The 13202-nt window shown below is 52.0% G+C and carries 16 protein-coding genes and 2 pseudogenes; 15 read left to right on the forward strand and 3 right to left on the reverse strand.

The features are described 5' to 3' along the window. The first annotated feature begins 613 nt into the window (after positions 1–613). From lspA to RF819_RS14005, 5 genes are read left to right on the forward strand one after another with little or no spacing between them, the layout of a single operon-like run. The gene (gene lspA, locus RF819_RS13985) at positions 614–1135 is read left to right on the forward strand and encodes a signal peptidase II (protein ID WP_078365541.1); all 522 of its coding nucleotides are present in this window, start codon (positions 614–616) and stop codon (positions 1133–1135) included. Beyond that, positions 1132–1548, forward strand: coding sequence for a disulfide bond formation protein B (locus tag RF819_RS13990; RefSeq protein ID WP_078365542.1), 417 nt, complete (start codon positions 1132–1134; stop codon positions 1546–1548). Before lspA ends, RF819_RS13990 begins: the two co-directional genes overlap by 4 nt. Beyond that, positions 1545–2201, forward strand: coding sequence for a DsbA family protein (locus RF819_RS13995; RefSeq protein ID WP_078365543.1), 657 nt, complete (start codon positions 1545–1547; stop codon positions 2199–2201). The genes RF819_RS13990 and RF819_RS13995 overlap by 4 nt, the downstream gene beginning before the upstream one ends. A 54-nt stretch (positions 2202–2255) precedes the next feature. Next, positions 2256–3515, forward strand: coding sequence for a L,D-transpeptidase family protein (locus RF819_RS14000; protein ID WP_078365544.1), 1260 nt, complete (start codon positions 2256–2258; stop codon positions 3513–3515). Positions 3516–3571: 56 nt separating this feature from the next. After that, entirely contained in the window at positions 3572–4021 is a 450-nt protein-coding gene (locus RF819_RS14005; protein WP_078366955.1) for a copper chaperone PCu(A)C, read from the forward strand. Here RF819_RS14005 and cadR read toward each other — a convergent pair whose 3' ends face one another. Continuing rightward, positions 4022–4501, reverse strand: coding sequence for a Cd(II)/Pb(II)-responsive transcriptional regulator (cadR, locus tag RF819_RS14010; RefSeq protein ID WP_078366956.1), 480 nt, complete (start codon positions 4499–4501; stop codon positions 4022–4024). A gap of 72 nt (positions 4502–4573) precedes the next feature. On the opposite strand from cadR, the gene RF819_RS14015 reads away from it, so the two are divergent. From RF819_RS14015 to RF819_RS14040, 7 genes are all read left to right on the forward strand, one after another. Then, the gene (locus RF819_RS14015; protein WP_078365545.1) at positions 4574–6829 is read left to right on the forward strand and encodes a heavy metal translocating P-type ATPase; all 2256 of its coding nucleotides are present in this window, start codon (positions 4574–4576) and stop codon (positions 6827–6829) included. Positions 6830–6879: 50 nt separating this feature from the next. Then, positions 6880–7053 (forward strand): hypothetical protein, encoded by a 174-nt coding sequence (locus tag RF819_RS21960; RefSeq protein ID WP_242473017.1) that lies wholly within the window; start codon positions 6880–6882, stop codon positions 7051–7053. Continuing rightward, positions 7050–7181: a double zinc ribbon domain-containing protein gene (locus RF819_RS21965; protein ID WP_242473005.1), complete on the forward strand. Its 132-nt coding sequence runs from the start codon at positions 7050–7052 to the stop codon at positions 7179–7181. The genes RF819_RS21960 and RF819_RS21965 overlap by 4 nt, the downstream gene beginning before the upstream one ends. Positions 7182–7227: 46 nt before the next feature. After that, on the forward strand, positions 7228–8106 hold the full coding sequence (locus tag RF819_RS14025; RefSeq protein WP_078365547.1) for a tetratricopeptide repeat protein: 879 nt from the start codon (positions 7228–7230) through the stop codon (positions 8104–8106). A gap of 149 nt (positions 8107–8255) precedes the next feature. Then, positions 8256–8561, forward strand: a complete 306-nt coding sequence (locus RF819_RS14030; RefSeq protein WP_158081284.1) for a thioredoxin domain-containing protein — start codon at positions 8256–8258, stop codon at positions 8559–8561. After that, a complete protein-coding gene (locus tag RF819_RS14035; protein ID WP_078365549.1) occupies positions 8558–8854 on the forward strand; it encodes a TFIIB-type zinc ribbon-containing protein in 297 nt (98 codons plus the stop codon). The genes RF819_RS14030 and RF819_RS14035 overlap by 4 nt, the downstream gene beginning before the upstream one ends. 6 nt (positions 8855–8860) lie before the next feature. Then, positions 8861–10192 carry a M23 family metallopeptidase gene (locus tag RF819_RS14040; protein ID WP_078365550.1) on the forward strand — a complete coding sequence of 444 codons (1332 nt, stop codon included), beginning with the start codon at positions 8861–8863 and terminating at the stop codon, positions 10190–10192. A 192-nt stretch (positions 10193–10384) separates the two neighbouring features. Here the strand turns inward: RF819_RS14040 and RF819_RS14045 are convergent, their stop codons facing one another. Beyond that, positions 10385–10717 (reverse strand): YnfA family protein, encoded by a 333-nt coding sequence (locus tag RF819_RS14045; protein WP_078365551.1) that lies wholly within the window; start codon positions 10715–10717, stop codon positions 10385–10387. Between the two features lie 135 nt (positions 10718–10852). Here RF819_RS14045 and RF819_RS14050 point away from each other — a divergent pair. The 3 genes and pseudogenes from RF819_RS14050 to RF819_RS21970 form a co-directional block, all read left to right on the forward strand. Continuing rightward, positions 10853–11416: pseudogene (locus tag RF819_RS14050) on the forward strand (arsenic resistance protein); the annotation flags it as partial. A 43-nt stretch (positions 11417–11459) separates the two neighbouring features. After that, positions 11460–11534: pseudogene (locus tag RF819_RS21770) on the forward strand (arsenate reductase); the annotation flags it as partial. Positions 11535–11859: 325 nt separating this feature from the next. Next, positions 11860–11913, forward strand: coding sequence for a hypothetical protein (locus RF819_RS21970; protein ID WP_342351603.1), 54 nt, complete (start codon positions 11860–11862; stop codon positions 11911–11913). Positions 11914–12083: 170 nt separating this feature from the next. Here the strand turns inward: RF819_RS21970 and RF819_RS14060 are convergent, their stop codons facing one another. Beyond that, complete coding sequence (locus RF819_RS14060; RefSeq protein WP_078365552.1) at positions 12084–13124, reverse strand: DMT family transporter; 1041 nt, start codon at positions 13122–13124, stop codon at positions 12084–12086. Positions 13125–13202 lie beyond the last annotated feature (78 nt).

Genomic DNA, 13202 nt, shown 5'->3' on the forward strand with positions numbered 1-13202 from the left:
CCACACCCTTCATAAACCAATCCAGTAGTGCGTTCAATTTCTAAGCGTGACATTGCACCGCAATCAACTGCAAAATCCACCCTTTCATGGATTACCAGAGGTTTTTGGTGGACGCGTAAGTCTTAACGCTAAAGCTACTACAATGTTGAGATGCGTTTTTGGTGGATCGTCCTTTTAACTATTTTGATGCCGTTGCAGCTATCCTGGGCCGCAACTGGGCGATATTGTCAGCACGCAAGCGATGTTTCAAGCAAGCACGTTGGCCATCATATACACCAACATCAAACCACTGAACGCACAGAGTCCGGTGGCGATTTTGCAAAGGCGATGACAGTCGATATGGATTGCGGCACCTGCCATGCTGGCTGTTCGATGGCTATCCAAGAATCCAGTGTCGTCAAGAACGTTACGCTGACTTTGATGTTTTCGTCACGACTCAGCGTGCAGTCAAGCCCTGGCCTCGTAGATCGTCCAGAACGGCCACAGTGGGTTGCCCTGACCTGATCAGGGCATCGATCTACGCAAAAGCTTTAAACGCTTCGAGAAATCGAACCCTGTCAATCGCGTCAGCACTCAATGCTGATTTGATCAACAGTTTTCGGGATTTCTCTTCATGATTCTTTTCCACTGGCGCCAACGCCCGCGCGTACTTTGGGTCATTTTGGTCGGGGCACTTATTTGTCTGGATCAACTGGCCAAGACTTACTTTGCAAACACGATTGCACTGGGTAAAGCAGTTGTTGTAACGGATTGGTTCAATTTCGTTCACGTGCTAAACAGAGGTGCAGCCTTTTCATTTCTCGCTAACGCTGATGGCTGGCAACGACCATTGTTGATTGGCGTGAGCCTCCTCGTTGTAGTACCTGTAACCCTGGTCTGCATGTACAAAAACATGGAACCAGTTGAGCGTTGGTTGGGTGGCTTGGTTGTGGCTGGCGGCGCAAGCAATCTGATTGATCGAATCCAAGCTGGTGCAGTAGTGGACTTCCTCGATGTCCATTGGCGTGAATGGCATTGGCCAGCGTTCAACTTAGCTGACAGCTACATTGTCTGTGCCGTATGTGTATGGATCTTGCTCTACAGGAACAGCTCACCTGCGCATTCAACGTCAACAAAAGCCGACGCTAAAGTATGAAGCGCAATTGGAACTTGCTTGTTTTCGCTTGGCTGATTGCAGCCACTGCAACGGCCAGCGCTCTGTTCATTGGCGAGGTCATGGGAATGGCACCGTGTGTGCTGTGTTGGTACCAACGAATTTTCATGTTCCCCTTAGCTGTCGTGCTGGGCCTTGCCTGCTACAGCAACGATCGACGCGGAGCAATTTACGGGCTGGCTCTGGCGTTGGGTGGGGTCATGGTGGCTGGATACCACACCCTATTGATTGCCGGTTTTGTATCAAAGGCCTGGATTCCCTGCGGTTTAGGCGTGTCTTGTACTGAACAAAAGCTGGAAATCCTCAATGGATTGCAGATTCCCTGGCTTTCGCTGACCGCCTTTCTCACCGTCACCTTATTGCTTTTTCTATACATCAAGAGGACTTCAAAATGAATTCAAAAAAAATGACTGTCGCAGTTCTGCTAGGCATTGTGGTTGCGGTATTTTTATTGGGAATGAATTTCTATCAAAAACGTGTCCAAAATTCCCAGACGGAAAAGGTCAGTAAGGCCGAAAACCGAATGGTTCGTTTCCATTCCCCATCATTGGGGCCAAGTGACGCACCAGTGACTATCGTTGAGTTCTTTGATCCAGCATGTGAAACCTGTCGGGACTTCTATCCAATTGTCAAAAATTTGATGAAGCAGTACCCCAAGGATGTTCGCTTGGTTCTCAGATATGCCCCATTCCATGCTGGCTCAGACAAAGTTGTTAAGTTGTTGGAGGCATCCAAGAGACAGGATAAATATTGGCAAACGCTTGAGACAATTCTGGCTGCACAGCCGTCGTGGGCCAGTCATGGCTCGCCCAACCTTGATGTAGCCTATCAAGCTGCTGCCCAGACAGGTCTGGATATAAAGAAAGCGTTGGATGATGCGCAAGCAGCAGAAGTCGAGGCTGTGTTGAAACAAGACGTTGAGGACTTGACTGCGCTGGAAGTGAAAAAGACCCCAACATTTTTTGTCAACGGCCGAGGACTACCCAGCTTCGGTCCCGATCAACTTGCCTCTTTGGTCGCTGAAGAAGTCGCCAAAAACAAGAAATGACTAACCAGTCTTGCAATTCGGATTGCCAACGACAACCACTGCAATCAACCGGCCATGTCGTTTAAACAAGCAAAAAATTGTCTCTGGGCAACTGTATTGGCGATTTTCTTGGGTGTTTCCGCTGATTTTTCGATCAGTGCAACTCAGGAGGCCAATCCCAAGTCCAAGCTTAAGTTGAAGGAAAAGGCACGTACAACAAGCCGTGTTGACGGTGAGGCTGAGGCACGGCTAATTGAAGTCTATCGAATGATCGGCGCGGCAAACAGTCGGGATGCCTTACGCAAAGCGGAGAAGTTGGTTGAAGACTATCCAAATTTTCAGCTGGCACAACTTGTGTACGGCGACTTACTTGCAGCCCGTTCGAGGCCGCTTCAGACTATCGGAGACGTCCCTTCTGATATGGCGAAGATTGGAGCGCAGAATTTGATGAATCTGCGTGCGGAATCACAACTACGTCTTGCTGCGATCAAACAAATTCCGCCACCAGATGCTATACCGTCCCAATTCGTTTCACTTTCCAGCCGCAACAAACACGCCATCGCAGTGGACACAGAAAAGGCCCGTCTTTATCTTTTTGAAAATACAACGACAGGGACGCGTCTTCTTGCCAACTACTATATTTCAGTCGGAAAAGCCGGGGTTGGAAAAACAGTGGAGGGCGACCGGCGAACACCGCTGGGTGTCTACTTCATCACCAGTAACCTTGACCCCAAGACCCTGAAGGACTTGTATGGATCAGGCGCATTGCCCGTCAATTACCCCAACGTTCTAGATCAGCGGCGTGGGAAAACTGGCGGTGGCATATGGTTGCACGGCACACCTTCGAGTCAATTTACCAGGGCCCCGCAGGCTACAGACGGTTGTGTGGCTGTTGCCAATCCTGATCTGGAAAGAATCCTCAGGACAGTAGAGGTTCGGACAACACCAGTGCTTATTGAGAAAAATCTGAACTGGGTTCGCCCTGACAAATTGGCGAGTCAAAGGCAGCAATTTTCAGAGACTCTGCAGACTTGGGCCAATGCCAAAAGAAACGGTCGTGAAAGCGAACTTTTGCAGTTCTATGCCAATGACTTCAGCGCAGAAGGCAAGGATTTAACGTCATTCAGCATGAGTCTGCGTGCAGAACTAAAAAAGTTGGGCAACAAGCCAGCGAGCCTCAAAGACATCTCCCTGATTCTATGGTCGGACGAAGCAGAAACCATGGTTGCGACCTTTGGTGAAGTCCTGGACGGCGAAAAGGTAGGGCGCACCGTCCGTCAATATTGGCAGCACCGCCCTGGCGGCTGGAAGATCATCTTTGAAGGATTGGTTTGATGACAACGTAGTCTTGGAACACCAGGCAAATTTAACTCCACTTAGAAAGTATGTATATGAAAAATCACCAAATCCCCCTTGCACTTTTAGCCGCGTGTTTAACCATGGCAACATCAGTCAGTCACGCTGAAGTTGTCGTCACCGGAGCGTGGGTTCGGGCTACAGTACCCAATCAACAGGCGACAGGAGCCTTCATGCAACTGTTATCAAAGACGGACACGACGCTGGTCTCTGCGCGTTCCGACATTGCTGGTGTTGTGGAAGTCCATGAGATGAAAATGGAAAACGATGTCATGCGGATGCGCGCAGTTGACGGGCTAAAGCTGCCTGCAAATCAGCCAGTGGAACTCAAGTCGGGCGGATACCACTTAATGATGATGGACCTCAAGAAACAGCTGAAGGCCGGCAGAGAAGCGCAAATAACATTGACTTTCAAAAATGCCAATGGCGAAAGTGAAACTACCTATGTTCATGCACCTGTGGCATTAACAAAGCCAAAACGATGATCAATCCAGGGGTTTGCGAGTCCTCACACCTGGATGTGCACCCTGCACATGACCCGACATATCAACCGAAGAAGTCGTTTGTTTTTGCGCCATGACGTTGAGTTCATTGAGAATTCCACAGTGCTCAGCATCCTGCGCGCTACGGCACGTCTCACGAAGCCCCTTGAGCTGCGTTTCCAATTGCCGCAGTTCTTTGACCCGAAGCGCAACGTGTCCTATGTGTTCGTCCAAAAGCGCGTTGACTTCGCCGCAATTTCCAGTGGGTGCGTCCCTGAAACGGAGCAAGACACGGATTTCATCCAAGGTCATGTCCAGGCTGCGGCAGTGGCGGATGAACGACAGGCGCTGTCCATGTGATTCGTCATAGACGCGGTAGTTTCCTTCAGATCGCTTGGTGTGCGGCAACAAACCCTCGCGCTCGTAGTGCCGAATAGTCTCCACTTGTACACCCGTCAGATTGGCTAGTTCACCGATTTTCATGTCCGCAATCATAACTGCTTGACTCTTTAGTGGCTACAGGGTTTCTAATTGCCGCTCAACTAGGAATTGACAATGATCACGACACCTCCAAAACCATCATCAACGCCGACATGCGGATGTAGCAGTGCATGTGCAACCTCAATTTCTGATTCGTCTCAGGCATTGCCGCAAAGTAAAAAAGCAGGCGTTCCTGTTTTTCGAATCCCAACCATGGATTGCTCCTCTGAGGAGGGGGAAATTCGCCATGCAGTGGCCAATATTCCCGGTGTGCGCAGCCTTCAATTCCAACTTGCAGTTCGGACGCTTTCGATTGATGCCGAGGCTGAATCATTGCCACTCGTTTTGGCTGCGATTCGCAAAGCTGGATTCAAGCCTACGCCACTAAGCAGCAATGCGTCTGAGAAGGATTCAGATGGCCACGACCACGGACACGAGGGACATGATCATGACCATAACAATGCCAGCTTTCCAAGCGGAATTCAAAAATATGTGCTGGCCCTAGCGCTGGCAGTAGGTGCAGAGTCCATTGCATTCTTTGCTCCAGATACACGCATTTTCCAAGGACTGGGAATGGTGCTTTCTGTGGGTGCAATTGCACTTGCTGGTTTCTCCACTTACGTCAAGGGCTTGGCCGCCCTGCGCAATTTTCGACTCAATATCAACGCGTTGATGACCGTCGCGGTCACCGGTGCATTTGTGATCGGTCAGTGGCCAGAGGCTGCCATGGTTATGGCACTCTATGCCATCGCTGAGTTGATTGAAGCGCGTGCAGTGGACAGGGCCAGAGGTGCCATCAAGAGCCTGCTGGATCTGACCCCTGAGACTGCGGAGATTCGTCAGTCCGATGGATCGTGGCAAATGTTTCCGGTGGGTAGTGTTGTGCTGGATGCCGTTGTGCGCATCAAACCTGGCGCACGCATTCCTGTTGACGGGGTTATTGCCATTGGCAGCACATCCGTAGATCAAGCGTCTGTGACGGGTGAGAGCATTCCAGTGGACAAGGCTCCAGGTGATGCTGTATTCGCCGGGACGATCAATGCCACAGCCACTATTGAAGTGCGCGTAACCGCCTTACCCAGTAACTCAGTGCTTTCCCGCATCATCCACGCAGTAGAACAGGCGCAAGGTTCACGAGCACCCACACAGCAGTTTGTTGACAAATTTGCCGCCATCTACACACCCGCTGTGTTCGTCCTGGCTCTGGGGGTCGCTTTACTTACACCCTGGCTCATGGATTGGACCTGGACTCAAGCAGTCTACAAAGCGTTGGTTCTGCTGGTGATTGCATGCCCGTGTGCTTTGGTGATTTCTACGCCAGTCACGGTGGTCAGTGGTCTGGCTGCCGCTGCCAGACGCGGCATTTTGATTAAAGGTGGTGTTCACCTCGAAGGCGCCCGAAAAATCAAGGCACTTGCGCTGGACAAGACGGGAACAATCACCGAGGGCAAGCCTGTTTTGGTGGATTCCGAGTTTGTTAAATCAGAAGTACCTGAGTGGCAGGTTTTACGTTGGGCAGGCGATCTTTCAGCGCATTCTGATCACCCGGTATCTAAAGCCATCGCGAAAAGTCTCAACCATGGAAATAGTGTTCTCCAAGACTTCAAGGTGGTTGCAGGAAGGGGGGTAGAAGCCCTTGTTGATGGGCAATTATTGATACTCGGCAATCACCGCTTGATGGAAGATCGAAAACTATGTAGCAGCAGCATCGAAGCACGATTGGCGGAACATGAAGCGCTGGGGCGCACGGTCACCATGCTGGCATCGCAAACCCAGGTGCTGGCCATTTTTGCAGTAGCCGACACCATTAAAGAAACGTCACGAGAAGCTTTGGCCCAATTGCACGCACTGGGTGTCACTTCCGTCATGTTAACGGGTGACAACGAGGCAACCGCAAAGACCATTGCCAAGCAGGCTGGCATTGATGATGCGCGTGGAAACTTGCTGCCAGAAGACAAACTGACTGCTATCGAAGAGCTTCAAAAACGATACGGTTTGACTGCAATGACCGGCGACGGTATCAACGATGCGCCTGCATTGGCGCGTTCAGACATTGGTTTTGCCATGGGTGTTGCGGGCACGGATACGGCCATGGAGGCCGCCGATGTTGTCATCATGAATGATGACTTGCGGCGTATCCCAGAAACCATTGTGTTATCGCGCAAAACGCAAGCCATTCTTTGGCAAAACATTACTCTGGCTCTTGGTATCAAGGCAGTTTTTCTGATGCTGGCATTGTTCAATGGCGCATCGATGTGGATGGCGGTGTTTGCGGATATGGGGGCAAGTTTATTGGTCGTTGGTAACGGCCTGCGTTTACTGAAGAAGTAACTCAAGGCGGCAAAAAGTTTTTAAATGAAAGAGTGAAATCATGAGCATTTTTGACAATCTATTTGGACGTCACGGCGGTGGACATGGTGGTGGACATGGTGGTCACCATGATGATCACCATGGGGGCCACTATCGAGGCCCGACCGGTGGAGGTTACGGACCATCAAGTCCGTCCGGACCGGCAAATCCAGTTGGCGCGAGTTGCCCTGGCTGCAATGCATTGAACCCGATAGCGGCAAGATTCTGCGTTCAATGCGGCGGATCAATGCAACCAGCGCGATGCACTCAATGTGGGACGACGCTTGCTGCCGCTGCCAAGTTCTGTGGTCAATGCGGTAAACAATCCGTTTGAAACGCGAATTAAAACTGACCTGGAAGACTTTTAACAAGGAACTTAAATGCTGTCGATTTTCAAAATTTACACAAAGCTGGTCATTGTGGTATCGATCATGTTTGCGGGCCTGGCTATGGCGCAAACAGGTCCCAGTATGAGTGAAATTTATGCGAAGGCACAGGCAGGGAAACTGGATGAAGCGCAAGTAATGGTGCAGCAGGTGTTGATCTCTCATCCCAGCAGCGCCAAAGCCTTCTTTGTCCAAGCAGAACTGTACTCTCGTCAAGGCCAGCTTGACCGCGCTCGGGAATCATTGGCAACCGCTGAAAAATATGCGCCTGGACTCCCATTTATAAAACCTGAAGCATTGCGGACACTGCGCGCGCAGCTTGCTGCCAAACCACCATTGAAATCTACATCCAGCTTGCCCACAAACTTCAAGGCACAACAAACACAGACACCTGCAGCTTGGCTCATGCCTCTGCTTCTCACCGGTGGTGTGATTGCTGCTGCTTTTTTCTTTTTCCGCAGGCGCAAGGTCAACACTTGCACTCAACAATCTGCACTCATCCAACAAAGTGGATTAAGCGGACCACAGATGTTCGGTTCAGGCGGTGGTGTCATGCAACCCGCATATCCGCAGCCCGGATACCAACCCGGCTACCCACAACCGCATTCTGAACCCGGTTTGGGAAGTCGAATTGCAGGCGGAGTTGCTACAGGGCTGGCAGTGGGTGCTGGGGTTATGGCAGCTCAAGCAATCGGTCGTAACCTCATGGGTGATCAAAGTCGTTCGTCCGTTCAATCTGACTCGTTAAGCGATAACAAGTTTGAACCAATACCCACAAACTCAGATATGGGTGGGACGAACTTCGGAATGAACGACACCACTTGGGATGATGGCGGTGCAGGAATCGGAAGTGGTGGCGAGTGGGAAAACTGATATTGACAAGAAAGTCGTAAAAAGTTGGATTTACCCGTACTCCGATTTCCCTCCAAGATTTAACACAATTGCATCAATGTCAATTCGATATCGGCAGTCTTGTCTTATCAACATAAAAATCGATGCAAATGCATCTTTATCAAAGAACTTTGAATAATGAAAAAATCGCTGATCGGTCAAATTTGCCAAAACAAAAACAATCCCCATCGTTAGGACTGGACTACAAGGATAAAGAAGCCGACGGCCTGAAGTTGCTAGCAAGTTACGGATATTCCTATGACATGACAATCTCCGACAAAGACGGACGCACCGGTATTGACTTTGGGGTGTATGGTGTACCCGAGAGCCTTTTAATCCACAAAGGAGGGATTATTCGATACAAGAAAATTGGACCAATCACTAATGAAGCACTGCGCGACGAAATAATCCCTTTAATAGGAGAATTGCAAAAATGAAATGTCCTCAATGTACGGAAACCACGCTAGTCATGACTGAGCGCCAGGGTATCGAGATTGACTACTGTCCATCATGCCGAGGGGTGTGGCTGGACCGTGGTGAACTTGACAAGCTGATTGAGCGCAGCGCTCAGGCCATGCCAACTCAGCCCCCCCTATCAGCTCAACCAGTTCAGTCGCACTACGAGCCAACGACTCGCCGACCGGACTTTGTGGACTCGGACTATAAACACAATTCTGGCCACGGCGGTTATCGCAAACGCAAGTCGTGGTTAAGTGAGTTGTTTGACTAAATTGTCATGAGACGATTTTTCAGTCCACTTTCCTCTGCATTGAATGACAACCCGCATCATCGTCGCCTGACGATAGGGCTGGTAGTATTGTTATTGGCATCAGGAGTCACGGCTTACAGCATTGCACCGCTGTCACCTGCTGACTCAACATTGCCCGTTCGACAGCTAATCGAAGCTGTAACCCCCACCGCAACAACTGCACCAATTGACCAAGAAGCAGTTGTACCGATGGTGCTTTACCGCAGCGAATTCACTCGTACTTCAGATTCAGCTAACACCCTGTTGCAGCGATTGGGGGTCAGCGATAACGCGGCAACAAAATTTCTGGTCAACGATAAGGCATCGCGTACGCTGCTGGCAGGCACCCCAGGGAAATTTGTCTCGATTGAGGCAGACGGTCAGCAGCGACTGCTGCGATTGAAAGCCCTCTGGCCAAATGCGGATGGAGTTCAATTTTCTCGTCTGGTGGTCGAGCGGGGTGCCAATGGATACACCTCCCGGGTGGAAATGGAGCAACTACAAAGCTCGGTGCGACTCGCCAGCGCTACTGTACGCAATTCGTTGAACGCTGCAGCGGCGCAAGCCAAGCTGCCCGGTACCATTGCTACGCAACTAGTCAGTGTTTATTCAAGAGTGGCCGACTTTCGAGATGTATTGAGGGCCGGTGATAGCTTTCGCGTCGTCTATGAGATCCTAGAGGCTGATGGCGAAGTGTTGCGCGTTGGCAAGTTGTTGGGAGCTGAATTTGTCAAAAAGGATAGGCGATACCAAGTTATGTGGTTCGAGCAGGCCGGTCAAAAAGGCGGTTTTTATACACTGGACGGGCAAAGCATTGATCGCAAGGCAATGAAGCTACCACTGGATGCATCTGTAAGTAGTGATTACGGGATGCGAATCCACCCTGTCTTTGGTAAACCCAAGACTCATGAGGGGATTGACTTTGCTGTAGCTTCGGGCACGCCGATACGCAGTGCAGCCGATGGCATTGTGTCATTTGCTGGCTGGCAAAAGGGCTACGGAAAATTTGTACTTGTGAAACACCGCGACCAAAAGGCCACGGCTTACGCTCACTTGAGCCGCATTCAAGTCCGAAAGGGCCAGCGCGTGGTCTTGGGTGAGTTGCTGGGGTCAGTGGGGCAAACCGGCACAGCCACTGGACCGAACCTGCACTTTGAATATTTAGTGAAAGACCGCCCGCAAGACCCAGACAACATTGCGCGCCAACCGGCTGATATATCGATATCTTCAACGAATAGCAGCGAATTCAAACGCATGGCGTTGGCCATGCGTCGGCACCTTGAGGTGGCCCCGCTTGTGGCAATGACTACTGTTGAATAAGGGGATGACTAAGTGGGTTATGACTCAGCGCTACCAGCAAATCGACTTATGCAACGTGAATAGCAAACCATTTGAGTACGACGACATCGGTGGGCTCGATACGTTTGCTGTGCTACGCCAGCGCATGAACGGGCACAAACACTCATCGGCACATGCAGCAACTACTCATCTCGGTTGAAATGGAGCTCGCTGTTAGGAGTTGGCGGGTTGCAAAACAATAACGGCCATTCCCACCAACGCAATGCCAGCTCCAGCAATGTCCCATCGAGTCAGCCTCACACCGTCTACCAGGTAGAGCCACACCAGGGCCACCGCAATGTAAACCCCCCCGTAAGCGGCATACGTTCTTCCAGCCGCACTGGGATGGAGCGTCAACAGCCAGGCGAATAGTCCCAGCGATAACGCTGCAGGAGCCAGCAGCCACGCGGTTTTGTCCTGTTTGAGAACCAGCCATGGCAGGTAGCACCCCACGATTTCAGCAAGAGCGGCGGCCACGAAGAGCAAAACGATTTTTGCGAGATCCACGATGTTTCTACCGGAAGTGAGGGGGGATCATATTGGCATACTGCTGGAACACCCAAACGGATGGCCCTGTGCATCGTGGTGGGTATTGCGCTGGGCCAGTGGCTACCCGATGTGTTCCAGGCCATTGGCCGACTGGAGGTGGCGCTCAACGACAGCATCATGGTTGTTGCCTTTGCCCCGTTGGTGGCGTTTTTGCAGGGCCTGTCCAGCATCACCATGCCGTGGGACACGCTGCTGATCTCGGTGGCGCTGTACATCGTGATCCCGGTGATCCTGGCGCAGCTATTGCGCAAGTCTCTGCTGCAAAAAGGTCAGGCCGCTTTTGATGCCACCATGGAAAAGATCGACCCCTGGTCTATCACCGCACTGCTGGCTACTCTGGTGCTTTTGTTTGCGTTTCAAGGTGAGGCCATCCTCAAACAACCGCTGGTGTTTGCACTATTGGCGGTACCGATTTTGGTTCAAGTGGCTTTCAACTCGGGCCTGGCCTATTTTTTGAACCGCGCAGTGGGCGAAAAACACGCCATTGCCTGCCCGTCGGCGCTAATCGGTGCCAGCAACTTTTTCGAACTGGCTGTTGCGGCGGCCATCAGCCTGTTTGGCTTCAACTCCGGCGCCGCCCTGGCCACGGTGGTGGGGGTGTTGATCGAGGTGCCAGTGATGCTGCTGGTGGTCAACATCGTGAACCGCTCCAAGGGGGGTACGAGCAAGGTGCAGTTACCAACGACGCAGGAGCAAAAATATGACCAACATTACGATCTATCACAACCCCGCTTGCGGCACCTCCCGCAACACCCTGGCCCTGATGCAACGGTCCAAAGTGTCAGGGTGCTCAAGGAGACGCAGGAAGAGCCCCTCGGCTAATTTTTACATTTTCGGGGGTTGGGCAAAAATAGCCATGTTGCGTTTGTCGGTCGGCCTGGAAGATGCCGACGATTTGATCGCTGATCTGGAGCAGGCCCTGGGTTAGGCGATTCGAGCAGGGTCTGCTTTGAGTCCTGCCGATTCATGCATGGTATGACAGCCCCCGTGGGGGCTGGATCGGCGGCACTGAATATCGCCTGTTGTCGAGAGAACTGGCTCTTCCATCGAAGGGCCGGATACTCGATGTTGGATGCGGAACCTGTTGGTTTACCAGGCAGTTGGCAAGTCTTCCGGGCCAACACGTAACCGGTATTGATCTCAACGCGGAGTGAAGTGTCGCTGTAGCTCCAAAACCAGGTCAAGGCGGTCCGGGTCGGCTTTGATGGTATGCAGCAGCAGGGCTGCTTTCACCATGTCTGTGGTTTGCCGGTCAAGCATGCCGTCCTCCTATTCGTGTTGATCCGATGATTCCCAATCTCGCCTGGGGCACGCCTGATTGCAATCAGTGTCCATGCCGATGGTGAATGTCCGGGAAGTGCCCATGGCTGTGGCGGATGACAACATGCTTGTGGGGGTGTACATGGGCACCTTCACCATTCCAATCAGAATCGTGGGTGTGTTGATGGTGCGCGTCATGGTTATGCGGGTGCACATGCTCCAGCGGTTCATGGTCATGCTCGTGTTCATGGGTCTCCGTCAGGTGCAGCCAAACCCCTAGACCCATGAGCGCTGCCGCCACCCAAAACGCCAGCCCGGTGGATTCCCCAAACACCAGCAATGCAATGGCGGCTCCGATGAATGGTGCGGTCGAAAAATACGCGCCTGTGCGTGCCGTCCCCAGACCTCGCAATGCCAGGACGAACATCACCAAGCTGAACCCGTAGCCCAGCAGGCCTACAGCCATCGTCGCGGTGACGGTTGCCATGCTTGGTAGTTGCGCTCCCAGCGCTACGGCCAATGTACTGTTGACCAGTCCCGCCACAATGCCCTTGCTACCGGCAATAAACAATGCATCCGATGCTGAAACCTTGCGGGTCAGGTTGTTGTCAATTGCCCAGCACAGGCATGCCACGCCCACCAGAACGGGACCCACCCAGTCCGCTGAGCTGGTACTTTGGCTAGGCCAAGACAGCACCACACCCCCGGCCACGATGGCCACCATACCCAACACAATGCGCTTGTCGGCGTTCTCCTTGAACACCAGCCAGGCAATGGCGGCAGTCAATACAGCTTCCAGGTTCAGCAGCAGTGAGGCACTCGATCCGCTGGTACTTGTCAATCCAAACATCAGGGCAAGGGGACCCAAGACACCACCAAATAGGATGGCCCCCAGCAACCAGGGCCATTCCGCCCGGGGCAATCCAGATGCGTGCCAACCGCGATCCCGTACCAAGCGGATCAGGGTCAGGCCCACACCACTACCCAGGTAGAGTAGACCGGCGAGCAGAACTGGGGACATGTCACCGACTAGCAGCTTGGCAAACGGTGTGCTCGCGCCAAATAAGGCAGCGGCAGACAGTGCAAAGAGGACATTACGGTTCATGTGCTGATTGTCCAGCACATATTTGGCTAAAGTTCGGCAATTCAAATGACTAAAGTTCGGTATGAAATTCGTTATGAC

The organism is Rhodoferax fermentans, from assembly GCF_002017865.1.
Classification (GTDB): domain Bacteria; phylum Pseudomonadota; class Gammaproteobacteria; order Burkholderiales; family Burkholderiaceae_C; genus Rhodoferax; species Rhodoferax fermentans.

Bases quoted from the DNA above. Each gene is read 5' to 3' on its own strand.
- lspA (WP_078365541.1), top strand. From the start codon at position 614: ATGATTCTTTTCCACTGGCGCCAACGCCCGCGCGTACTTTGGGTCATT.
- RF819_RS13990 (WP_078365542.1), top strand. From the start codon at position 1,132: ATGAAGCGCAATTGGAACTTGCTTGTTTTCGCTTGGCTGATTGCAGCC.
- RF819_RS13995 (WP_078365543.1), top strand. From the start codon at position 1,545: ATGAATTCAAAAAAAATGACTGTCGCAGTTCTGCTAGGCATTGTGGTT.
- RF819_RS14000 (WP_078365544.1), top strand. From the start codon at position 2,256: ATGTCGTTTAAACAAGCAAAAAATTGTCTCTGGGCAACTGTATTGGCG.
- RF819_RS14005 (WP_078366955.1), top strand. From the start codon at position 3,572: ATGAAAAATCACCAAATCCCCCTTGCACTTTTAGCCGCGTGTTTAACC.
- cadR (WP_078366956.1), bottom strand. From the start codon at position 4,501: ATGAAAATCGGTGAACTAGCCAATCTGACGGGTGTACAAGTGGAGACT.
- RF819_RS14015 (WP_078365545.1), top strand. From the start codon at position 4,574: ATGATCACGACACCTCCAAAACCATCATCAACGCCGACATGCGGATGT.
- RF819_RS14025 (WP_078365547.1), top strand. From the start codon at position 7,228: ATGCTGTCGATTTTCAAAATTTACACAAAGCTGGTCATTGTGGTATCG.
- RF819_RS14035 (WP_078365549.1), top strand. From the start codon at position 8,558: ATGAAATGTCCTCAATGTACGGAAACCACGCTAGTCATGACTGAGCGC.
- RF819_RS14040 (WP_078365550.1), top strand. From the start codon at position 8,861: ATGAGACGATTTTTCAGTCCACTTTCCTCTGCATTGAATGACAACCCG.
- RF819_RS14060 (WP_078365552.1), bottom strand. From the start codon at position 13,124: ATGAACCGTAATGTCCTCTTTGCACTGTCTGCCGCTGCCTTATTTGGC.